The following is a 22,966-nucleotide window of genomic DNA, read 5'->3' on the forward strand; positions in this document are numbered from 1 at the left end:
GCGGGGGGGCCCTGGGGGGGGGCCCCCCCGCCCGGAGCACGGGAGTCTGCCATGACCGCTACACTGAACCGGCCTGTCCAAAAGCAACCGGTTAAGCCGCGGACAACGTTCCGCCAGCGCCTTTCCAAATGGGATATGAAGGCGTCCCCTTACCTCTACATTTCACCGTTCTTTATCCTCTTCGGCATTACCGGTTTGTTCCCGCTGGTGTATACGTTCTGGGTGTCACTGCATGAATGGCACCTGCTCAAGGGACAGGGCGACTTTATCGGGCTGCAGAACTTCGCCAGTGTGCTGGGCGACACCCGATTCTGGGGTTCGCTCTTCAACACCTTTTCGATCTTCCTGCTCTCTGCGATCCCCCAGCTGGTAGTAGCCGTTTTCCTGGCCGCTATCCTGGATCAGCATCTGCGGGCCAAGACTTTCTGGCGGATGTCGGTGCTCCTGCCCTACGTTGTAACGCCCGTGGCGGTGGCACTGATCTTCTCCAAGATGTTTGCCGAGAACAACGGACTGCTGAACAACCTGCTCGGCAACTTCGGGGTTGACCCGATCATGTGGCAGACAGGCACACTCCCCAGCCATATTGCGATCGCCACCATGGTCAACTGGCGGTGGACAGGCTACAACGCCCTGATCCTGCTGGCGGCCATGCAGGCCGTCCCCCGCGACCTGTACGAATCGGCAGCGATCGACGGTGCCGGCGCTTTCCGGCGGTTCTTCAGCATCACGCTCCCGAGTATCCGTCCCACCATGATCTTCGTGATCATCACCGCCACCATCGGCGGACTGCAGATCTTCGCCGAGCCAAAGCTCTTTGATCCGGTCAATGCCGGAGGGATCCAGGGCCAGTTCCAGACGACTGTGCTGTTCCTGTGGGACATGGGCTTCCAGCGGCAGAACTTCGGCAAGGCCTCCGCCGTGGCCTGGCTGCTGTTCCTGATTATCGTGCTGGTGGGCCTGGTCAACTTCCTCATTTCCAAGCGGATCGCCACCGGGGATTCCCAGCGGCCGCGAGTTTCAAGGAGAAAGTCATGAGCGTCCTGCAGCGAGCCCGGGCAGTCCCGGGAACCGGGACCGGGTCAGGGGCCGGGAAACCGATCCGCAAACGGCGCCAGGGGCAGTCTTTCGGGAGCGGCCGGCGTCCGGGCTTCCTGACCTACGGGATCCTCCTGGTCTTCCTGTTCTGCTCCGCGTATCCCCTTTGGTGGTCCGTTATTATCGGCAGCAACGGGAATCCCGCGCTCGGACAGGAATGGCCTCCCCTCCTGCCCGGCGGGCGGTTCTGGAGCAACGTCTCCGAGGTCGTAAACACCGTGCCGTTCTGGCAGGCGCTTGCCAACAGCGTGATCATCTCCGGCACGATAACCGTCTCCGTGGTGATCTTCTCGACGCTGGCAGGCTACGCGTTTGCGAAGCTCAGGTTCAGGGGCCGCGGGGTCCTTATGGTGGCGGTGATTGCCACCATGGCCATTCCCACGCAGCTGGGCATCATCCCGCTGTTTATGGTGATGCAGAAACTCGGCTGGACCGGTGAACTTGGTGCGGTGATCGTGCCCGGGCTTGTTACCGCCTTCGGTGTGTTCTTTATGCGCCAGTACCTGGTGGATGTCATTCCCGACGAACTCATCGAATCCGCCCGGATGGACGGGGCCAGCATGCTTGGAACGTTCCGGCATGTGGCGCTGCCGGCGGCGCGGCCCGCCATGGCCATCCTGGGTCTGTTCACATTTATGACAGCGTGGACCGACTTTATGTGGCCCATGCTCGTGCTGGCAGACAACCCCACTCTGCAGGTGGCATTGAGCCAGCTCCAGTCGGCCCGCTATGTCGATTATTCAATTGTGCTGACCGGTGCCGTGCTGGCGACCGTTCCGCTGCTGATTCTTTTCGTGGCAGCAGGCAAACAACTTATTTCCGGAATTATGCAGGGAGCAGTGAAGGGCTAATGACGAACAACACCTCTACGCGGAAGCACCGCAATTTCCCGCCCGGTTTTATCTGGGGATCAGCAACTGCTGCCGCCCAGGTAGAAGGAGCGGCCAGGGAAGACGGCAAAGAGGATTCGGTCTGGGATGCCTTCGCGGCCGTACCCGGGAACGTCCTCAACGGAGACACCCCAGCCGTGGCGGTGGACCATTACCACCGGATGCCGCAGGACGTTGCCCTGATGAAGCAACTCGGCCTGGACTCCTACCGTTTCTCCACCAGCTGGGCACGGGTGCGGCCCGGCGGCGGGGCAACGAATCCCAAGGGCCTGGATTTCTACTCCCGGCTGGTGGATGAGCTGCTTGAAGCAGGAATCCTCCCCTGGCTCACGCTCTACCACTGGGACCTTCCCCAGGGGCTCGAGGAGAAGGGCGGCTGGACCAACCGCGACACTGCGTGCCGTTTTGTGGAGTACGCACAGGATGTCTACGCCGCACTGGGTGACCGGGTTCGGCACTGGACCACCTTTAACGAGCCCTTCTGCTCATCCCTGCTGGGGTACGGCTCAGGAGTCCATGCGCCGGGCCGGCAGGAACCGCGTGCAGCAATCGCGGCAGTGCACCACCAGCACCTTGCCCACGGCATGGCAGTCACTGAACTGCGGAACCTGGGTGCCGAGCAGATCGGCATCACGCTGAACCTGAGCAACTCCATTCCGAAGGATCCGACGGATCCGGTGGACCTCGAGGCGGCACGCCTCTTCGACTCGCTGCAGAACAGGATCTTCCTGGATCCGATCCTGCGCGGCGCCTATCCGGAGGATTCACTGCGGGATCTGGAGCCCTACGGTCTGCACGACCTGATTTTCCCCGGCGATATGGAGCTCATCGGCACACCCATCGATTTCCTCGGCGTCAATCACTACCACGATGACCAAATCAGCGGACACCCGGACACAACAGGAGAGGATGGGCACGGCGGTGGCGGCGTCCTGCCGAAGGCGTCGCCCTGGGTTGGAGCCGAACACATTACGTTCCCATCCCGCGGGCTGCCGCGGACCGGAATGAACTGGGAAGTGAACCCTGATGGCCTTCGGAAGCTCCTGGTCCGCCTGGGCAGGGAATACCCGCAACTGCCGCCGCTGTACATTACGGAGAACGGCGCAGCCTACGACGACGAAGTGACGGAAGACGGTGCGGTCCAGGACACCGAACGCACCAGCTTCATCATGGACCACGTCAGCGCCGTCGGCGAAGCCATCGCTGAAGGGGCCGACGTCCGGGGTTACTTTGTCTGGTCGCTGCTGGACAACTTCGAATGGTCCTGGGGATATGACAAGCGCTTTGGGATCATCCACGTGGACTACCAGACCCAGGAACGCATCATTAAGGACAGCGGGCTGGCCTACAGCAGGTTCGCTGCAGAGGTCCGGCAGGCAAACGGGCCCGGGGCTTACGACGGCTCCCCCGCAGCGGCCGGTGTGGGCTAAGGGTAACTAGGATTGATAGCTGAGCTTGGCATCGGACAACGGCAGAGGACACCAGGAAATGGAGATCCCATTGGGCACTGACACGGGCCAGGTGCGGCCTGCGCCCACCTTGGAAATGGTGGCTGCGCTGGCAGGAGTTTCCCGGGCCACCGTCTCGCGTGTGGTCAACGGCTCCACGTCCGTGGCACCTGAACTCGTTCACAGCGTGGAACAGGCCGTCCGGACGCTGAACTATGTACCGAACCGGGCTGCGCGGACCCTGGCGAGCCGGCGGACGTACACCATTACGCTGCTGGTTCCAGAGTCCACGTCCAAGGTGTTCGCCGACCCCTTCTTCGCCACGGTGGTGGAAGGGGTCGCGAAATACCTGAACTCCACGGACTACATGCTCAACATGGTTACCTCTTCGGAGGCGAATCCGGGTAAGACGCAGCGCTACCTGATGGGCGGGAACGTGGACGGCGTGCTGGTGGTCTCCCACCACAGCGGCGACCATTCCTGGGAACATCTCAGCGATGCCCTGCCCATTGTCTTCGCAGGACGGCCGCTGCTGAATGCTGCGGACAGCTATTACGTCGAGGTTGATAACGAAGAAGGCGCCCTGGCTGCCGTCCAGCGCCTCATCTCGACCGGACGGCATCACATTGCCACGATTGCCGGCCCGCAGGACATGCCGCCTGGAGTGGACCGCCTCGCCGGCTGGCGCGGCGGTCTGCACCAGGCGGGACTCAGCGATGCGCTGGTGGAGTACGGCGACTTTACCGTTGCCTCGGGTGCGGCGGCGATGCAGCGGCTGCTCGCCCGGGGAAAGCCCATAGACGGGCTCTTCGCAGCCAATGACCAGATGGCGGCGGGTGCCCACGCGGTCATCCGGGAACACGGGCTGCGGATCCCGGAAGACATCGCCCTCGTGGGTTTCGACGACGACCAGTTCGCCACCCGGGTCTCCCCCGCGCTGACCACTGTCCACCACCCGATAGCCGAGCTGGGCGAGAAGATGGCACGGATGCTTGTTGAGCTCATTGAGGGCCGGGCAGCGGAGCGGGTCTGCCGGCTGCCGACCTCGCTGGTAGTGCGGGAGTCGGCCTAGGCCGGCTCCCGGGTTCCGGCAGCGCCCGGCCCGGCTCAGGCCGTGGTGTAGCGGATGCCGGTGTAGTCTTCCTCGGCCCAGAGCGTACTGCGGCGGTTCCGCCGGTCCCAGCGCGACTCCAGGATCTGCAGGGCGTCCTCCCACTGGGCTGCGTCGGGTTCCCGTTCGCGTATCTGTGCCGCAGCCGCAGCTTGGGAAGCACAGCGCCAGACGGAGTGCGCTGCGAACTTCGGATCGATGAAGACGCCCTTCCACAACGGGCTGCGGCGCTTCTTGATCAGCTGACTGCCAAGGACCATTAGTCCTGCTGCCAGTGCTGCACCCCAGAAAAACACGTCTCCGGAAATGAGGCCGAACGGCTTGGCCGCAATGACAGCTGCCAGCAGGGTTCCCCCGGCGTTGCGGATGCGGCCGGCGTTGGAAGCAGCGAAAGTATCAGCTTCCCGGGCCAGCCTCAGCTGCTCCCGGCGCCAGCCGCGGAACCGGCCAAGGTCAGATTCTGCCTCGGATTGTTTCACCGCTTCTGCAGCCTCAAAGTAGTCCGGGAACCTGGCATGCAGGTCTCTCACGCGGTCTTCAGCAGCCTTGAGCACCTCCCAGGATTCAGCTTCGCGCTCCTCCTCCGCGACCCCGTTGATGAGGTTGGCGGCCTGGCTCGGAGGCAGATGCCGGGCGAATGCCTGTGTCCGCCGGCGGATCTGCTCCTGAAGTTCATGGCTGCTGCCTGAAAACGGTTCCCTGGCCTGCATATCTGTCCCCCCGGAGTCACGTGTCTGCCTGTAGCCAATGACGGCGCCACCCAGCCTACCAACAGCGGATGAACGCTTGTGACATAGCAAAAGGCGGGTCCCCACCGAAGTGGGAACCCGCCTTTTAGGCAGCTAGCGCCTTAGCAACGGAACTTAGTTGCCGGTCAGCTTCTCGCGCAGTGCAGCAAGTGCCTCGTCGGATGCCAGGGTACCGGCAGCGGACTCGGATGCAGCAGGCTCGGAGGAGTAGCTGGTGGAGCTGGACTCAGCGGAGTCCGATGCAGCAGCAACGTCCTCGGAGTTGTGCTGGGCAACCTGCTTCTTGTGAGCTTCCCAGCGGGCCTGGGCGTCAGCGTACTGCTGCTCCCAAGCGGCGCGCTGGGTCTCGTAGCCCTCGAGCCATTCGTTCGACTCGGGGTCGAAGCCTTCGGGGTACTTGTAGTTGCCGGCTTCGTCGTACTCTGCGGCCATGCCGTACAGAGCCGGATCGAACTCGGTGCCTTCGGGGTCGACGCCCTCGTTCGCCTGCTTCAGCGACAGGGAGATGCGGCGGCGCTCGAGGTCGATGTCGATGACCTTGACGAACAGTTCATCACCAACGGAGACAACCTGCTCTGCCAGTTCTACGTGGCGGACAGCCAGCTCGGAGATGTGGACCAGGCCCTCGATGCCGTCTTCGACGCGAACGAACGCACCGAACGGAACCAGCTTGGTGACCTTGCCCGGCACAACCTGGCCCAGGGCGTGGGTGCGGGCGAAGGTCTGCCACGGATCTTCCTGCGTAGCCTTCAGCGACAGGGAGACACGCTCGCGGTCGAGGTCAACTTCCAGAACCTCAACGGTGACTTCCTGGCCAACTTCAACGACCTCGGAGGGGTGGTCGATGTGCTTCCAGGACAGCTCGGAAACGTGGACGAGACCGTCTACGCCGCCAAGGTCCACGAATGCACCGAAGTTGACGATGGAGGAAACAACGCCCGGACGAACCTGGCCCTTTTCCAGCTTGTTGAGGAAGGTGGAACGGACCTCGGACTGAGTCTGCTCGAGCCATGCACGGCGGGACAGGACCACGTTGTTGCGGTTCTTGTCCAGCTCGATGATCTTGGCTTCGATCTGCTGGCCGATGTACGGAGCCAGGTCGCGGACGCGACGCATCTCCACGAGGGATGCGGGCAGGAAGCCGCGCAGCCCGATGTCGAGGATAAGACCACCCTTGACAACCTCGATGACGGTACCGGTAACGACGCCGTCTTCTTCCTTGACCTTCTCGATGTCGCCCCAGGCACGCTCGTACTGTGCGCGCTTCTTGGAGAGGATCAGACGGCCTTCTTTGTCTTCCTTGGTGAGGACCAAAGCTTCGACCTGGTCGCCCACGGAGACAACGTCCCCGGGATCGACGTCGTGCTTGATGGAAAGCTCACGGGAAGGAATGACACCCTCGGTCTTGTAACCGATGTCGAGCAGAACCTCGTCGCGGTCAACCTTGACGACGGTACCTTCGACGAGATCGCCGTCGTTGAAGTACTTGATCGTTGCGTCAATGGCGGCGAGGAAGTCCTCGGCAGATCCGATGTCGTTGATGGCGACCTGCGGGGTACCGGACTTCTCGGTGGTGGTGATGGTCATGTAGTTGGGACTCCGATGTGGAAGTTGTAGTAATTCCGGATGCACTCCCACCGGCTCGCATGCAACCCAAAAGACTCAGGTTCAAGACGGTGCTTGGTTGTCCGGAGATGGACAGAATGTTAATAATGTTGTGCCCGACCTGCGCTTGGAGGCGGCCTCCAGAAATTTTGAGGACCGAACCAGCACGCGTGACGCGCCTGTTCAGTCTAGCCGGAGGCTCCAAGTCAGGTCAAAGCCGTACGGGGAATCCAGTAGTCCTTCATCCTTGTTCCTGCTAACAGGCACAGGCCGCCCGTAATTCCCGGCCCCAAAACCGCTGGAGCCTCCAAACTGCTAGAAGTGCGTGCTGCAGTACGGCGGGCGGGCCACGTCAAAGAGCCGGCCAAGGGCGCGGACGGCTTCCGCGCTCCCCCGGATCCCGCCGGCGGAGGCCAGCACCGAAGCCGCCGCACCGCCCAGGTAGAGGGATGCGAAGGCGGCGGCGTCCGCTTCCAGTACAGGCACATCCTGGGGCAGCTCGTTTCCCAGTTCGGTGACCACGGCTGCTGAACCGCTGACCTGGAGCAGCCACCGCCCCTGGGCTAGACCGAGCGGATCAGCGATATCGAGTACCAGTTCTCCGTCGGCCTCGAACCCTCGGGCACGGAGCATCGCTGCCGGGTCCAGGGCACGGAGCCACAAGGCATCCTCGACGCCGGTGATGCGGTACCGGCGGCGGTCTGCCAGCGCCCAGGGAAGCGGATCAACAACCGGGGCGGACGCGGTGATCTTCTCGACCAGATCGATGGAGCCGAGGTAGCGCCACAGCTCCAGCCGGGCAGTGTCATCTACGGCTACCAGGTCCAGCACCTTCAGGGTGTGGGGTTCGGTTTCCCACGGCAGGAACCGGTAGGTGACGTACCCGTCCGGGGTGCCGGCGGCGTCGTAATGGACCGCGGCGCGCACTTCCTTCTGCTTCTCGGGGACGTCTCCCCACAATCCGGCCGCCCGCTTGGCGTACCCGACCTGCCGGCCGAGCGCCCCTCGCGTTCCCTCCAAATGCCGGGCGAAGACCTGGGGGGCGAGCTTCTCCATCCTGGCCAGATCAGCCAGGACAGTGGTGCCCGACGGCGCCGTCCGCATCTCCAGCCGGCCGCGGACGTCCAGTTCCACCATGGCCTCCGCCGTGGCAGCACCGAACCCAAACCGCCCGTAGATGACAGCCTCGGAGGCGAACAGGGCGGCTACGGCGAAGCCGCCCTGCTTCGCGCTGCGAAGATCCTCCGTCATCATGTTCGTGAGGATGCGCCGCCGGCGGTGGGTGGGACGCACCGTGACCGAGGTGATCTGGTGCGCCGGAAGCAGTCCTGCGCCCGCGTTCAGGTCATGGGACATCGTGGCGTACGTGGCGACGGGCGCGTTCGGGTTCCAGGCATGTTCGGGGGCACCGTCCTCGTACACGCCCGTGAGGGTCCGTCCGTCGGCGACGTACGCCTGGACGATCGATGCCAGGTGCGCCGGGTCCCAGTTTGGATCATGGAACCCGACGTTGACTGCTTCGAGCCAGTTCGAGGTCCGCTCATCGGGGCGCTGCGGATCACCTTCGGTGAATCCGGCGCCAAAACGTTCCGTGCGCAGAGCGGTCTGTGTGGTCTCCGCCGTCATGTGTTCCCCCTGGTTATTGGTGCTAGTGCCCTGCCTCGTGCCAGCTCGCACCCCAGCCCACTGAGACGTCCAGGGGTACGGAAAGGTCGGCTGCGCCCGCCATCTGCTCGCGCACCAGCTTCTCCGCGGCAACGCGTTCGCCGGGCGCGACTTCCAGGACGAGTTCGTCATGGACCTGCAGAAGCATACGCGTCTTGAGGCCCTGCTTCTTCAGCTCAGCATCCACGCCGAGCATGGCCTTCTTAATGATGTCAGCTGCCGAGCCCTGGATCGGGGCGTTCAGCGCTGCGCGCTCAGACATCTCGCGCAGCTGCCGGTTGGTGCTGGCCAGGTCCGGCAGGTAGCGGCGGCGGCCCTCGATGGTTGAGGTGTAGCCGTCCTTCCGGGCCTGCTCGACGACGCCGCGCAGGTAGTCACGCACGGCCCCGAACCGGGTGAAGTAATCGCGCATCAGCGTCCGTGCTTCATCCACCGGGATGGAGAGCTGCTTGGACAGGCCAAAGGAGCTCAGGCCGTACACGAGGCCGTAGGACATGGCCTTGACCTTGGACCGCATGGCGCTGGTGACTTCTTCGGGCGGAACGCCGAAGATGTGCGAGCCGACGAACCGGTGCAGGTCTTCGCCGTCCCGGAACGCCTGGATGAGGCTTTCGTCCCCGGAGAGGTGCGCCATGATCCGCATTTCCACCTGGGAGTAGTCGGCGGTCAGCAGGGTCTCGTAACCCTCGCCCACCACGAACACCTCACGGATCCGGCGGCCTTCCTCGGAACGGATCGGGATGTTCTGCAGGTTCGGGTTGATGGAGGACAGGCGGCCGGTTGCCGCGACCGTCTGGGCATACGTGGTGTGGATGCGTCCGTCGTCGGAGACTGACTTGCGCAGGCCTTCCACGGTCTGCCGGAGCTTGGAGGCGTCCCGGTAGGCCAGAAGGTGTGCAAGGAACGGGTGTCCGTTGGTCTTCACGATCAGGTCCGCCAGCGCGTCGGCGTCGGTGGAATAACCGGTCTTGATCTTCTTGGTCTTGGGCAGGCCCAGTTCGTCGAAGAGCACCACCTGCAGCTGTTTCGGGGAGCCAAGGTTGATTTCCTTGCCGATTACCTCGAACGCTTCGGTCTTGGCCTGCTCGATGGTCCGGCCGAACTCGTCCAGCAGCCGGTCCAGCTTTTCGGTGGAGACGGCGATGCCGGCCAGCTCCATCTCAGCCAGCACCTCAGCCAGCGGCAGTTCGAGCCCGCCGAGGAGCTGGTTGGCTCCGCGTTCGACCAGCAGTCCGGAGAAGTGCTCACTCAGGCGCAGCGCAGCGAACGCTTCCATAACGGCCGGTGCCGCGGTGTCCTCGCCGTCGAGCGAGAGCTCAAGCTGGTTGCCGGAGGCCGCCGCGGTTTCAAGTGAGAGTTTCAGGTGCTGCAGGCTCAGGTCCGGCAGGTCATAGCTCCGCCGGTCCGGCTGGATCAGGTACCCGGAAATCGCGGGGTCATCTATTTCGCCGTCGAGGTGGAGCCCGCGCCGGGAGAGCAGCTTGTAGGAATCCTTGAAGTCGTGGACCACCTTGGGTGCATTGGTATCCGCCAGCCAGTCCGCCAGTACCTTCTCTGCCTCGGCGTCCAGCTCAGTGAGCGGAACGAAGACCGCCGAATCGTCAGTGACGACGGCGATGCCGGTCGCCTCGCGTGATTCGCCGGCTCCTTCAGTGACCAGCCGGAGGCCTGCCGGTTTCTGGTTGGTTGCTTTGAACCATGCCGTGAGCCCGTCTGCAGCGGTGATGGTGCTGCGGGCGGGGGGCAGTATCTCCGGGTGGTTTCCGGGGACTTCCTCTTCTCCGTAGACGTCGAAGAGACGCTTGCGCAGAGCGTTGAACTGCAGGGCGTCGAAGAGTTCTTCAATGGCCTCGCGGTTCGGCCGGCGGGCAGCCATGGCGTCCAAATCCACGGGCAGTTCAAGGTCGCGAAGGAGCCGGTTCAGCCGGCGGTTGCGCTTGACGTCCTCGATGTTCGCGCGGAGGGAATCGCCGACCTTGCCCTTGATCTCATCCAGGTGTTCCAGGATGCCTTCGAGGCCGCCGTAGGCCTTGATCCACTTGGCGGCAGTCTTGGGGCCTACCCCCGGGACACCGGGAAGGTTGTCCGCCGATTCCCCCACCAGGGCGGCGAGGTCGGAGTACTTGTCCGGCGGCACCAGGTACTTCTCCTCCACGGCAGCGGCATCCATGCGCGGCAGGTCGGAGACGCCCTTTTTCGGGTAGAACACGGTGACCCGGTCATTGACCAGCTGGAAGGCGTCCCGGTCACCGGAGACCACCATAACGTCCCAGTTCCGGCCGGCTGCCTGCTCCGCAAGGGTGGCCAGGATGTCGTCCGCTTCGTAGCCGTCCAGCGTGATGGTGGGAATATTCATGGCTTCCATGACCTTGATGATCAGGTCGATCTGGCCATGGAATTCTTCGGGGGTCTTGTTGCGGCCGCCCTTGTATTCCGAGTATTCCTCGGTGCGGAAGGTAGGGGTGTCCAGGTCAAAGGCCACCGCGATGTGCGTGGGTTCTTCATTCTTGATCAGGTTGATCAGCATGGACGTAAAGCCGTACACCGCGTTGGTGTGCTGACCGGTGTCAGTGGAGAAGTTCTCTGCCGGCAGGGCATAGAAGGCCCGGAAGGCCATCGAATGGCCGTCAATAACCAGCAGCCGGCTGTGGCCGGATGCGTTCGGTGTTCCCAGGGCAGCTTCTGCCGGCGCGGCAGGCGCCAGGCCGGACGGCACGGGCGCCGCGTGGCTTCCTGTCGGGGCGGCTTCCGCCGGCTCAGCGTCCGCCTCCGTTTCCGCGGTCTCCAACAGGGAATCCGCAGGTTCGGCAGGGGGGTCAGAGACAGGTACAGAGGCCAGTTTGGCAGTTTCACTCACAGATGTAAGCCTAGTGGGCATGAGCGACATTTTCACGCCGGGCCAGGCCGGCCCCGCGCAGGGCGAACTCCCCCGGCTGCAGGAACTGATCGACGCCGGCGTGCCGGCAGAACTGCACCCCTGGCTGGGTGAATCCGGAGTCGGTCCCCTGGTGGTGAAGCTCGGCATCCGTTTCCTGGAGATGTCCCCCTCCCGGATCGTGGCCACCATGCCCGTTGAGGGCAACCAGCAGGTCGCGGGCATCCTGCACGGCGGCGCCCACGTTGTCCTAGCCGAAACCCTGGGCTCCTTCGCCGCGTCGCTGCACGCCGGACCCGGCCGCTACGCCGTCGGTATCGAAGTGGGTGCAACGCACCACCGGCCGGTTTCCAAGGGCCTCGTGACGGGCACTGCCACGGCCGTGCATCTGGGGGGAACAGTGACCACCCATGAAGTCGTGATGACTGACGAAGAGGGACGCCGGCTCTCCACAGCCCGTATTACCAACCTGATCCGCGAGGTCCGCTAGCCCCAGCCGCCGGGCGCCCTGACCGGCGCGGGAATAGGCACGCAGTTCCGGGAGTTGTCCGCAGGTAACCCCAAATGCGCAGGCAGCTTAGTTATGCCTGCCGAAAGGAAGTACGTGCAGACAGATCTGTTTTCTCCCCTGACCCTCGGCACCCTCGAACTGCCGAACCGCCTGGTGATGGCACCCCTGACCCGTGTGCGAAGCGGTTCCGAAGGCATTCCCGGCCCCCTCGTCGCCGAGCATTACCGGCAGCGGGCGTCCCTTGGCCTGATCGTTTCCGAGGGAACCTACCCCTGCCGGGAAGGCCGGGGGTTCTCCGGACAGCCGGGACTGGTCACTGAGGAGCAGCTTGCCGGCTGGCGCAAGGTCACTGACGCCGTTCACGGGGCTGGCGGCCGGATCTTCGCCCAGGTGATGCACGCCGGCCGTGTCTCCCATCCGGAAATTAACGGTGGCTTCCAGACTGTGGCCCCGAGCGCCGTCGCCATTGACGGCGTGATCCGCACCCCGGCGGGCAAGCTGCCGCACGCGGAACCTCGGGAGCTCAGCGAGCCGGAACTGGATGAGGTGCGGGACATCTTCGTCCGCGGCGCCCTTTCAGCCGTAGAGGCAGGGTTCGACGGCGTGGAGCTTCACGGAGCCAACGGCTACCTGCTGCACGAATTCCTCAGTCCTGCTTCCAACCGCCGCACGGACGGCTACGGCGGTTCGCCGCAGGCCCGGGCACGCTTTGTGGTGGAAGTCGTCATTGCAGTGGCTGCTGCCATCGGTGCGGACCGGGTTGGCCTGCGCATTTCACCCGAGCACAACATCCAGGACGCCTGGGAGCAGGACGCCGAGGACGTGCTCGCCACCTACGGCGCGCTGGTGGACGAGATCGCCCCGCTGAACCTGGCCTACCTGAGCATCCTTCACAACAACCCGGCGGGGAACCTGGTGCAGGAACTCCGCCGGCGGTTTGGTTCCCCGGTTCTGCTGAACACCGGCTTCTCCGTTGTCACCACCCGTGAGGAAGCAGCAGGGCTGCTGGAGCAGGACCTGTGCGACGCCGTCGCCGTCGGCCGCCCTGCCATCGCGAATCCGGATCTTCCACTGCGCTGGCGGGACGGGCTTGCGCTGAACACCCCGGACCAGTCCACCTTCTACACCGACGGCGCCGAGGGCTACACAGACTACCCGGAATACGCAGGTGCTCCGGCCTGACGGCCTAAATCTTCAGCACCGTCGACGGCGGTTCCCCGCCAAGTTCGACGTCGACGTCCGTGTTTGCGGAGGGCAGCACCACCAGCCGGGTGTGGGTGGCTCCCGACGGCTCGGCGACACTGAGGACGTACCGGCCCGGGGCCGGCAGCGGCAGTTCGTAGCTGCCGTCCCGGGCCGAAACCGCTGAGACCGCACGTGCATCCCCGGCCTCAGGCACCAGGAGAATCAGTGCGTCGTGCACCGGACGTCCGTGGTGGCGGATACGTCCGGTGAGTACGAGCCGGTGCGTGAAGTGGATGTCGTGCGGGCCCGGTGTCCCGGGGAACTCCAGTACTTCGGACACTGGAAGCCAGCGTCTGTGCGAGGCAGCAAAAACGTAGCGCCCGGGACCCGGCAGCACCACCGAGTAGTTCCCGTGCTCATCCGTGCGGTCCCAGTCCACGGGCGTGCCCGACAGGTCCGCGACCGAAACGGTTCCCCGGTCTATCACCCCGCGGTCCCCGGGTGCACGCAGAGTGCCGGTAACGCTGACCGCCTGCTCCGGGCCGGGTGCCGAAGCTGCCGCCTCTGCCCCACCGGCTCCGGCACGGGGAGCATGAAGATCCGGATGCGTCGCCTCATGCCGTGTGGCACGGGGCAGAAGGAGGCACAGGGCTGTGGCCGCGGCCGCAGCCAGGCCAGCGAGGATGAAGATCAGCCGGAAGGCGTCCAGCGCCGGGAAGACGCGACCGCCGACACCGATGGTGATTGACGCCAGGATGGTTGCCACGGCCGCACTGCAGGTGGAGGTGCCAACCGAACGCAGCAGGGTGTTCAGTCCGTTGGCGGCCGCCGTGTCGGTACGCGGAGCATTGCTCATCACAATAGTGGGCATGGCAGCCATGGCCATGGCGGTGCCAACGGAGATCACCACGGCTCCGAAGATGATCCCGGCGACGGTGGAAACCAGGAAGGTGCGGCTGAGGTAGCCCGCAGCCATGACGGCACACCCGCTGATCATTGTCGCTTTGGCTCCGAAGCTGTTGGTGATGCGGGCGGACACCGGTGCGATCGCAACCATGGCCACACCGGAGGGGATCATGGTGAGGCCGGCAACCAGGACGCTGAGGCCGAATCCAAAACCGGTGACCCGGGAGAGCTGCAGCTGCTGGGTGGTCACCAGCATGTTGGCGTACATCGAAAAACCGACCAGGATCGCCGCTATGTTCACCACCAGTATTGGCCGCCGAGCGGAGGTCCGCAGGTCAACAAGCGGCTGCCCGCTGCGCAGTTCCAGCGGAAACCACAGTGCGATCAGGATGGCGAAGGCAGCGAAGAGGCCCAGGATGATGTCGCTCGTCCAGCCCCAAATCCCGCCTTTGGAGATGGCCAGGAGCAGGGCGGTCATGGCGCCGGAGAGCAGCAGGGCACCGGCGTAGTCGAACCGCCCCTTGGTGCGCAGGGTGGATTCCGGGACAAAGAAAAACACAGCCGCCAGGATTACCAGGGCAATGAGGGCAACAATCCAGAACGTAGCCGCCCAGCCCAGCTGCTGGTAGATGAACCCGGCCATCGGCAGGCCGAGGGCGCTGCCAATGCCAAAGCTGGCACTCATCAGGGAAACTGCCCCCGCAATCCGCCGCTGGGGCAGCGTATCGCGCAGGATGCTGATGCCCACCGGGATCACGGCCCCGGCGAAGCCCTGCATGGCGCGGCCCGTGACGGCTGCAGCGAAGGTGCCGCCCAGCGCTGCAGTGAATCCGCCCGCCACCATCACGGCCAGGGAAATCACCAGCATGCGCTTCTTGCCGAACATGTCGGCCAGCCGGGAAACGATCGGTGTAGCCACTGCCGCACTGAGCAGGGTGACGGTGACCAGCCAGGACACGTCATCCGAACTCACCGCGAAGATGCGCGGATACTCCGGAAGCAGCGGCACCACGGCGGTTTTTTCCAGCGATACGGTGATTCCGCCGAGGCCCATAATGGTCGTCACCAGCCAGGCGGGTGACCTGCTTGCCCGGGAAGCGGAAGGGCTGCTGTGGCTCTGCTGGGACACTGGGCCTCCTGAGTACCCGGACGCCATAAAAGTGGGCTAACCGTTCAGTATCACCGCACCGGACGGTGCTGCCCGTTCCACCCGCGCCGTCAGCTCCGGCTGATCGGAACCTTGCGCCCGGTGCTGCCCTCGTCCTGGAGCGGCACCCGGACCTCCAGCACACCGTCCCGGTATGACGCCGTCACCTCATCTGTGCTGGCTCCGGCCGGCAGCGGGATATCGCGGCTGAAGGAACCGTATTTGAACTCGCTCCGGTAGCCGTTCTTACCCCGGTTTGAAGTCTCTTCGCGCCGTTCGCCCCGGATACGCAGCGTGCCGTCGGACACCGTCACATCCAGGTCCTTCTCCGGATCGATACTTGGAAGCTCTGCCCTCACCACCATGGCTCCGGTGTCCCGGAACTCTTCCACCCGGAAGGCGGGGACTTCCCAATCCCCTTCAAAGAGCCGGCGCATGGGTTCAGGCAGTTCAAAACGGTCTCGTCGGCTCAGTCCAGCCATGGGGTTTCTCCTGCGGTATACCGCTCGCCCGGCGTCCGTACGTTCCTTGGGCGGCGGGGCTGCTGCGGGAAACGGATAAGTTCTCTGAGGGTACGCGCGGGGCCGCGCCCGCTCAACGCCAAGGGACCTGACCGGCGCCCGCGGAAGCAGCTTTCGGAGTACTTATCGACGAATCCGAAACTACGTGCCGGTATGGCCGGAGGTGCCTAGAACGACGCCGCGCGCCCGCGTATAGTCAATCGCGCGCACCCATGGGGCTTATCCGCCGCCGCGCACCGCGGCAGGCATTCACGCTGGACACTCCTTAGGAGAGGCCGAAACCATGCCGCAGAACGATCCCCAGGACTTCCTCAACCTCAACCCGGTATTTTCCCGTGAGGGCGAGGACACCCAGATACCAAAGTACGAGTTCCCGCAGGGCAGCATGCTGCCTGGAACCGCCTACCAGATCGTCCATGACGAAACCATGCTGGACGGCAACGCCCGGCTGAATCTTGCAACGTTCGTCAGCACCTATATGGACGACCACGCGAACCGGCTGTACGCCGAAACGTATGACAAGAACATGATCGACAAGGATGAGTATCCGCAGACGGCGGCGATCGAACAGTACTGCTGGAAGATGCTGGCCGGGTTGTGGCACTCCCCCGATCCCCAGGGAACCATCGGCACCTCAACCATCGGTTCCTCGGAAGCGTGCATGCTCGGTGGACTGGCGTTCAAGCGGCTCTGGCAGCACAAGCGCCGGTCCGAGGGCAAGTCCACCGAGAAACCAAACCTGATCATGAGTTCTGCAGTGCAGGTCTGCTGGGAGAAGTTCTGCAACTACTTCGACATCGAGGCGCGGCTGGTTCCCATCAGCGAGGAACACAAGTGCCTGGATGGATTCGAGCTCGAGAAGTACGTCGACGAGAACACCATCGGAGTGGTCGCAATCATGGGCGTGACCTACACGGGCATGTACGAGCCGGTAAAGCAGATCGCTGCGAAACTCGACGAGATCCAGGCCTCCACGGGGCTGGACATCCCGATCCACGTGGACGGGGCATCCGGCGCCATGATCGCACCCTTCATCCAGCCGGAGCTTGAATGGGACTTCCAGATTGAGCGGGTCCATTCGATCAGCACGTCCGGCCATAAGTACGGTCTTGTCTACCCCGGCCTCGGCTGGGTTGTCTGGCGGGAACGGCAGTGGCTGCCGGAAGACCTCATCTTCTACGTCAGCTACCTCGGCGGCGACATGCCCACGTTTGCCCTGAACTTCTCCCGGCCCGGCGCCCAGGTGGTGCTGCAGTTCTACATGTTCCTCCGCCTCGGTTTCGAAGGCTACAAGAAGGTCCAGCAGGCCTGCCAGGACGTTGCGCTGTACCTTTCCCACGGCATCAGCGAGATCGGCCCCTTCGAGCTGTGGAATGACGGCTCTGACATTCCGGTCTTCGCCTGGCGCCTCAAGGAGGGGCATACGGACCGCTGGACGCTGTACAACCTGGCAGACCGGCTCCGCACCAAAGGATGGCTGGTACCGGCGTACCCAATGCCGGACAATCTGGGCAACCTCACGGTCGAGCGGATCGTAGTGCGCAACGGCCTGAGCATGGACCTTGCGGGCCGGCTGCTCAAGGACATCCAGGATGAGACGGCCTACCTGGAAAACCTGAGCGCCCCCATGCCGGTTGAGCAGGAGCATCCGGGATTCCACCACTAGGAGGTGAGCGCAGTGAGCGATTCAACTGCATCAGCTGCATCAGCCGGCGCTGCTTCATCGACTGGATCTGCATCCGGACGCATGAGCCGCGCAAAGCAAAACGCAACCATTACCGTCGGCGCGCTCGCCGTTATGAACATCGTGGCCGTCGTCAGTCTCCGCGGCCTTCCGGCAGAAGCTGAATATGGCCTGAGCTCGATCTTCTACTACGTCTTCGCCGCCGTGGTCTTCCTGATTCCCGTGTCCATTGTTGCGGCAGAGCTTGCTACGGGCTGGCCGGAAACCGGTGGTGTCTTTCGCTGGGTCGGTGAAGCCTTTGGCCCACGCTGGGCCTTCCTGGCCATGTTCATGCTGTTCATCGAAGTGACCATCTGGTTCCCCACCGTGCTCACCTTCGGCGCAGTGTCCCTTGCTTACACAGGGACGGACACGAATATTGACGCGCAGCTGTCGGGGAACAAGGCCTTCGTCCTCGCCGTCGTGCTGGTGGTGTACTGGCTGGCCACGTTCATTGCCTTCCGGGGCGCGGCGGCATTCTCGAAAGTCGCCCAGTGGGGCGGGATTATCGGCACCCTGATTCCGGCCGGGATCCTGGTGATCCTTGGATTCTCCTACTACTTTGCCGGCAATACCCCGCAGATCCAGATGGGATGGGGGGAGGTCATACCGGACTTCTCCAACTTCTCCAACGTTGTGCTGGCAGCCAGCATCTTCCTCTTCTATGCCGGCATGGAAATGAACGCCATCCACGTCAAGGACGTAAAGAACCCGACCCGCAATTATCCGCTGGCAGTGCTGATTGCTGCTGCAGGGACGGTCATCATATTTGTCCTGGGAACGCTCGCCATTGCCTTTGTGGTGCCGCAGGCGGACATCAACCTGACCCAGAGCCTGCTCACTTCCTACAACGACATGTTCGACTGGGCCGGCATTGGCTGGGCCTCGCCGATCGTTGCAGGAATGCTGCTGATCGGTGTGCTGGCCGGGGTGGTCACCTGGGTTGCCGGTCCATCCAGCGGCCTGCTCGCAGTGGGCAGGGCAGGGTACCTTCCACGTTTCTGGCAGCACACCAACAAGCACGGCATGGGAACACACATCCTGCTCTTCCAGGCGTTTATGGTGACAGCCCTGGGTGTTGTCTACGTGGTCCTGCCCTCGGTTCAGGCGGCCTACCAGATCCTGAGCCAGCTAACCGTCATCCTCTACCTCGTGATGTACCTGCTGATGTTCGCTGCAGCGATCTACCTGCGCTACAGCCAGCCGAACCGGCCCCGGCCGTACCGGGTGCCCGGCGGTGACCTGGGCATGTGGATCTTCGGCGGCGTCGGATTCCTGGGTTCGCTGATGGCCTTTGTCTTCAGCTTCATCCCGCCGGACCAGATTTCCGTGGGGTCACCGGAAACCTATGTGGGAATCCTGGTGGGCGGCGCGGTGCTGCTCATCATCCTCCCCATGGTTATCTATGCGTTCCGGAAGCCGCACTGGAAGGATCCACAGGCCGAATTCGTGCCCTTCACCTGGCAGCTGGAACACAAGCACCCGGGGACGGTCAATGAATCCTCGGCCGCCACGGCGGACCTGTCCGCGAAGTGGGAGGAGTCATTCGACGACACCCTGAAAGCCGGAGCTGCCGGCGGCACCGCCGATGGAACCACGGGAACAAGTGCGGGCAAACACTCCGGGAAGCCGTCGCCAACCGGTGCCGGTTCCAGGGGTTCAGGACAGAGCGGACGCACGCGGGTACACCGGCCCCACACCGGGCCGGCAGCAGGCGGGAGTACAGCGGTATGAAAATCGATAAGTCAGCTATCCAGGCTGCCGTCCAAACTGCCCACAGCGACTTCAAATCGGACCAGGGCGGCCAGAACGCCAGCTACATCCCCTATCTGGCCTCCGTGGATCCGGCACTCTTCGGTATCAGTGTGGTGACGGCTGACGGCGAAGTGTTCGAAGCCGGCGACTCGAACTTCGAGTTCGCCCTCGAATCGATCTCCAAGGTGTTCTCCATGGCCCGTGCCATGGACGAGGTGGGGTTGCCGCAGTTCCACGAAAAGGTTGGCGCGGACCCCACCGGCGAACCGTTCAACTCAGTGATAGCCGTCGCTCTGCATGACGACAAGCCGCTCTCACCACTGGTCAACGCCGGGGCCATGTCCACTGTCTCCCTGATTCCGGCTGGAAGCGCCGAGGAACGCTGGCAGAAAATCCTCGCTACCCAGTCCGCGTTTGCCGGAAGGGAGATCAAGCTGAGCGACGCGGTGAATGACTCTGAGCAGTCCACGAACTTCCACAACCGTGCCATCGCCTGGCTGCTGTATTCGGGCGGAACGATGTACTCGGATCCGATGGAGGCCTGCGATGTCTACACGCGCCAGTGCTCTACCCTGGTGACCGCTGTTGACCTGGCCACAATGGGTGCAACCATAGCGGCCCGGGGAACCAACCCGCTCACGAAGAAGGCTGCGATGACCCACTCAGACATTGTTCCGCCCATGCTGGCGGAGATGACCATGGAGGGGCTGTACACGGCTTCCGGAGACTGGGCCTACCGTGTCGGGCTCCCGGGCAAGTCCGGCGTTGGCGGGGGTGTGCTGGCCGTCATGCCGGGGGTGCTGGCCATTGCAGCGTTTTCACCGCCGCTGGACCCTGTCGGCAACAGCGTCCGTGCCCGGAAGGCAGTGGCCCAGATCGCCTCGGCGCTGAACCTCAACCTGTACAACGCCTCGGACTACGCCACCTAGCCGGGTGCGCGAAAGACGGACTGCGGCGGGGATTTTGCGAACGGGTCTCCGCCGCAGTTCCATGCTCGAGTGCTATCCGGTCAGCCGGATGCCGTAGTCAGCGGATATGTCGTCTGCGGCCCGCCGCAGCCTGGGAAGCAGGACCTCTTCCAGTCCCGCCGTCCGGCCGTAGGGCTGGTGAAGGGAAACATTGGCCGCAGCCACCACCTTGCCGGCCCGGTAGACGGGCACGGCAACGCCGCTCAGCCCCTCTTCGTATTCCTCCCGCACCACGGACCAGCCGCGCTCGCGCACCGCCTGGATTTCGGCAAGCAGCGCCTCCTTGGAAGGAACCGTACGAGCGGTGAAGCGCCGCACGTCCGAGCGCTTGATGCGGTCCATCAGATCAGTTTCGTCCAAGGCGCCCAGGAGCACCCTGCCCATTGAGGTGGCCCACGCCGGAAAACGCGTACCCACGTGCACGGCGACGCTGACTAGCCGCGGGGAGGTGACCCGGGCTACGTACACAACATGCACGTCATCAAGGATGCACACGGAAGCAGTTTCCTGCAGGTCCGCCGAAAGCGACTTCAGATGAGGCTCGGCAATGGCAGGCAGCGTCAGGTTTGAGAGGAAGGCTGATCCGATGTTCAGCACCCGCGGTGCAAGCTGAAAACGCGCGCCGTCAGTGGAGAGGTAGCCCAGCTCGGCCAGGGTCAGCAGGAAACGCCGGGCAGCTGCGCGGCTCATGTCCGCAGCTGCGGCAACCTCGCTCACGCTTTGGAGCGGCTGTTCCTCCGTGAAGGCACCGAGAACGCTGAAGGCCTTCTCCACAGACTTCACGTACCAGTCCCCGTGCGCCGTGCCCATTTCCGTCCCCCGCCCCGCCCGTACTTAGTCCTGTGGCTCCGCCTGTGCGTATGCGCATGCCTCTGCCCTGCCGGGTCCGGCCCGGAACACTATTGAAGTGATCCTAGCCCACTGGGGCATCCATCCGCGGGGACCCGCTGGACACATAACAACAGGTCAGCGCTCTGTTTCAGCCATTCGCGAGGTACTGCGCGGCCAGCCGAACCGGAGCGTTGGGCGCGCCGTATCCTTCGTAGGCGGGCCGGCGTTCAACCACTTCAAAGAAGACATTGCCCACCGTGGACGTGTAGAAATGCAGGAATTCGCCGTCCGCGTCACGGTCATAGAGCAGGTTCAGGTCTTTGAGCACGGCAAGGAACTTCGGGTCAAGTCCGAATCTGGCGTCGAGGTCCTCGTAGTAATTGCCCGGCACCGGGAGGAACTGCAGACCGCGTGCGACGGCGGTGCGTGCCAGTGTGACGAGGTCGCTGCAGGCGAAGGCAACATGCTGCGGATAGCCGGAGCCGTCGCCGTCGAACACCATCGGGGCAATGTTCAGGGCCATCCGCACGGCGCCGTCGCTGCTGCGCATCACCTGGCTGCGGACCAGGCCCATCGGACTGGGGACCTCAACGCTCGGGCGGGGGGTCAGCCCAAGCGTGGATTCGTAGAAGAGCACTGCTTCGTCAAAGTGCTGCCAGGGCTGGGACAGGTTGACGTGGTCCACGGCCGTAATGGGGCCGTCGGCCGGAACAGGTGTGCCGCTGCCGAACTCCCGGATCCATCCCGGGCCGCCGGGTTCTGCCTCGCAGAGGAAGATCTCGGTGCCGTCTGGGGCAGCAACGGCCTGCAGGACTTCCTCGTTTGCCTGGCTGCGGCGCGGTACGGCGGTTGCCTTGAGCTGCAGGGCGCGTGAGGCGGCGGCGAGGGCATCCGGAACGTCCAGGCCGATGGCCGAGATGCCCGGCTCCATCCCGCGGGCATTCTGGCTGCTGATAACGACCCTGGCCCCGTTCTGGGTCCACAGTTCCACTGCCTTGCTGCGGTGCGTGCCCTGGCAGGTGAAGCCGAGCTGGTACAGCAGGGTACGGATCGGCTCCGGCTCCCCCGCTTTGACTTCGGCGAAGTTAAAGCCGAGCGGCTCCCCGACGCCGGGAAGTGTGGCAAGTTCCATGGCCGTTTTGCCTGCACCGGTTTCGCGCAGGTGGATGGAGGTCTGTTCGGCCAGCCGGATCAGTGAACGCATGGCATCGACCGCCGTGCGTTCCTCGGCTGCCTGCCGGAAGACATCGTTGAAAATCTCAAGCGAGACGGGGCCGTTGTAGCCGCTGCGGACCAGATGGCCCATAAAAGTGACAAGGTCAAAAGCACCTTCGCCGGGAAAGACCCGGTAGTGCCGGCTCCAGGACAGCACGTCCATGGACAGCTCCGGGGCATCTGCCAGCTGGACAAAGAAAATTCTCTCAGCCGGGATCTTCTCGATCGCAGCCGGGTCCCACCGGCGGGAGAGGATGTGGAAGCTGTCCAGGCAGGTACCCACGTTGGGGTGGTCCGCCAGTTCAACGATCCGCCAGGCATGTTCGAAGTCGCTGACGTACCGGCCCCAGGCCAGCGCCTCGTAGGCGAGCCGTACGCCGTAGCGCGCGGCGGTTTCCCCCATCAGGCGCAGCTGTGCCGCGGCAACCTCGTCGTCGTCAACGGTGGCCGTGGCCACGTTGCTGCATACCAGCATGGTGTCGATGCCGAGGCGGTTCATCAGGCTGAACTTCGCTTCGGCCCGCCGCAGGTTATCCGCCAGGACCTCCTCCGAGACGCCCTCGAAGTCCCGGAACGGCTGGTAGAGGTCCAGCGTCAGGCCAAGCGACTGCGCCAGGTCCCGGATCTGTTCCGGGGTGGACGGCGAAACCACCAGGTCCTGCTCAAAGATCTCGACGCCGTCGAAACCTGCAGCTGCACAGGCGCGGAGCTTGTCCTCGAGGGTTCCTGACAGACAGACCGTGGCAATCGACGTACGCATGGG

The 22,966-nt window shown here is 63.9% G+C and carries 17 protein-coding genes; 9 read left to right on the plus strand and 8 right to left on the minus strand.

Annotated elements, in window-relative coordinates; all coding sequences use genetic code 11:
• Positions 1 to 51: 51 nt before the first annotated feature.
• Genes TVC13_RS01535 through TVC13_RS01550 form a run of 4 tightly spaced genes read left to right on the plus strand, consistent with a single transcriptional unit; the run spans position 52 to position 4,508 of the window.
• A complete protein-coding gene (locus TVC13_RS01535) occupies positions 52 to 1,038 on the plus strand; it encodes a carbohydrate ABC transporter permease (RefSeq protein WP_422399477.1) in 987 nt (328 codons plus the stop codon).
• A complete protein-coding gene (locus tag TVC13_RS01540) occupies positions 1,035 to 1,949 on the plus strand; it encodes a carbohydrate ABC transporter permease (RefSeq protein WP_422399478.1) in 915 nt (304 codons plus the stop codon). Before TVC13_RS01535 ends, TVC13_RS01540 begins: the two co-directional genes overlap by 4 nt.
• Positions 1,949 to 3,418: a GH1 family beta-glucosidase gene (locus TVC13_RS01545; protein ID WP_422399479.1), complete on the plus strand. Its 1,470-nt coding sequence runs from the start codon at positions 1,949 to 1,951 to the stop codon at positions 3,416 to 3,418. Before TVC13_RS01540 ends, TVC13_RS01545 begins: the two co-directional genes overlap by 1 nt.
• 58 nt (positions 3,419 to 3,476) lie before the next feature.
• The gene (locus TVC13_RS01550; protein WP_422399480.1) at positions 3,477 to 4,508 is read left to right on the plus strand and encodes a LacI family DNA-binding transcriptional regulator; all 1,032 of its coding nucleotides are present in this window, start codon (positions 3,477 to 3,479) and stop codon (positions 4,506 to 4,508) included.
• Positions 4,509 to 4,543: 35 nt separating this feature from the next.
• On the opposite strand, the gene TVC13_RS01555 is transcribed toward TVC13_RS01550, so the two are convergent.
• From TVC13_RS01555 to polA, 4 genes are all read right to left on the minus strand, one after another.
• A complete protein-coding gene (locus TVC13_RS01555) occupies positions 4,544 to 5,257 on the minus strand; it encodes a hypothetical protein (protein WP_422399481.1) in 714 nt (237 codons plus the stop codon).
• Between the two features lie 153 nt (positions 5,258 to 5,410).
• The gene (gene rpsA, locus TVC13_RS01560; RefSeq protein WP_091605081.1) at positions 5,411 to 6,883 is read right to left on the minus strand and encodes a 30S ribosomal protein S1; all 1,473 of its coding nucleotides are present in this window, start codon (positions 6,881 to 6,883) and stop codon (positions 5,411 to 5,413) included.
• 333 nt (positions 6,884 to 7,216) lie between these two features.
• Positions 7,217 to 8,527: a GNAT family N-acetyltransferase gene (locus TVC13_RS01565; RefSeq protein ID WP_422399482.1), complete on the minus strand. Its 1,311-nt coding sequence runs from the start codon at positions 8,525 to 8,527 to the stop codon at positions 7,217 to 7,219.
• 22 nt (positions 8,528 to 8,549) lie between these two features.
• Positions 8,550 to 11,183, minus strand: coding sequence for a DNA polymerase I (gene polA, locus TVC13_RS01570; protein ID WP_422399503.1), 2,634 nt, complete (start codon positions 11,181 to 11,183; stop codon positions 8,550 to 8,552).
• Between the two features lie 259 nt (positions 11,184 to 11,442).
• On the opposite strand from polA, the gene TVC13_RS01575 reads away from it, so the two are divergent.
• Together TVC13_RS01575 and TVC13_RS01580 are read left to right on the plus strand one after the other, a co-directional pair.
• Entirely contained in the window at positions 11,443 to 11,931 is a 489-nt protein-coding gene (locus tag TVC13_RS01575; RefSeq protein WP_422399483.1) for a PaaI family thioesterase, read from the plus strand.
• Positions 11,932 to 12,024: 93 nt separating this feature from the next.
• Positions 12,025 to 13,134, plus strand: a complete 1,110-nt coding sequence (locus TVC13_RS01580; protein ID WP_422399484.1) for an alkene reductase — start codon at positions 12,025 to 12,027, stop codon at positions 13,132 to 13,134.
• A gap of 4 nt (positions 13,135 to 13,138) precedes the next feature.
• On the opposite strand, the gene TVC13_RS01585 is transcribed toward TVC13_RS01580, so the two are convergent.
• Both TVC13_RS01585 and TVC13_RS01590 read right to left on the minus strand, forming a co-directional pair.
• A complete protein-coding gene (locus tag TVC13_RS01585) occupies positions 13,139 to 15,172 on the minus strand; it encodes an MFS transporter (RefSeq protein WP_422399485.1) in 2,034 nt (677 codons plus the stop codon).
• 89 nt (positions 15,173 to 15,261) lie between these two features.
• Positions 15,262 to 15,672 carry an Hsp20/alpha crystallin family protein gene (locus tag TVC13_RS01590; protein ID WP_422399486.1) on the minus strand — a complete coding sequence of 137 codons (411 nt, stop codon included), beginning with the start codon at positions 15,670 to 15,672 and terminating at the stop codon, positions 15,262 to 15,264.
• A 322-nt stretch (positions 15,673 to 15,994) separates the two neighbouring features.
• Here TVC13_RS01590 and TVC13_RS01595 point away from each other — a divergent pair, with 322 nt between their 5' ends.
• From TVC13_RS01595 to glsA, 3 genes are read left to right on the plus strand one after another with little or no spacing between them, the layout of a single operon-like run.
• Positions 15,995 to 17,377 (plus strand): glutamate decarboxylase, encoded by a 1,383-nt coding sequence (locus tag TVC13_RS01595; protein ID WP_422399487.1) that lies wholly within the window; start codon positions 15,995 to 15,997, stop codon positions 17,375 to 17,377.
• 12 nt (positions 17,378 to 17,389) lie between these two features.
• Entirely contained in the window at positions 17,390 to 19,168 is a 1,779-nt protein-coding gene (gene gadC, locus TVC13_RS01600; RefSeq protein ID WP_422399488.1) for a putative glutamine/gamma-aminobutyrate antiporter GadC, read from the plus strand.
• Positions 19,165 to 20,118: a glutaminase A gene (glsA, locus tag TVC13_RS01605; protein WP_422399489.1), complete on the plus strand. Its 954-nt coding sequence runs from the start codon at positions 19,165 to 19,167 to the stop codon at positions 20,116 to 20,118. The genes gadC and glsA overlap by 4 nt, the downstream gene beginning before the upstream one ends.
• Before the next feature lie 72 nt (positions 20,119 to 20,190).
• On the opposite strand, the gene TVC13_RS01610 is transcribed toward glsA, so the two are convergent.
• Positions 20,191 to 20,967 carry an IclR family transcriptional regulator domain-containing protein gene (locus TVC13_RS01610; protein ID WP_422399490.1) on the minus strand — a complete coding sequence of 259 codons (777 nt, stop codon included), beginning with the start codon at positions 20,965 to 20,967 and terminating at the stop codon, positions 20,191 to 20,193.
• A 169-nt stretch (positions 20,968 to 21,136) separates the two neighbouring features.
• Positions 21,137 to 22,963 carry a bifunctional sugar phosphate isomerase/epimerase/4-hydroxyphenylpyruvate dioxygenase family protein gene (locus TVC13_RS01615; RefSeq protein ID WP_422399491.1) on the minus strand — a complete coding sequence of 609 codons (1,827 nt, stop codon included), beginning with the start codon at positions 22,961 to 22,963 and terminating at the stop codon, positions 21,137 to 21,139.
• Positions 22,964 to 22,966: the final 3 nt, after the last annotated feature.

It is taken from the genome of Arthrobacter sp. 3Tela_A, from assembly GCF_049311025.1.
Lineage (GTDB): Bacteria > Actinomycetota > Actinomycetes > Actinomycetales > Micrococcaceae > Arthrobacter_B.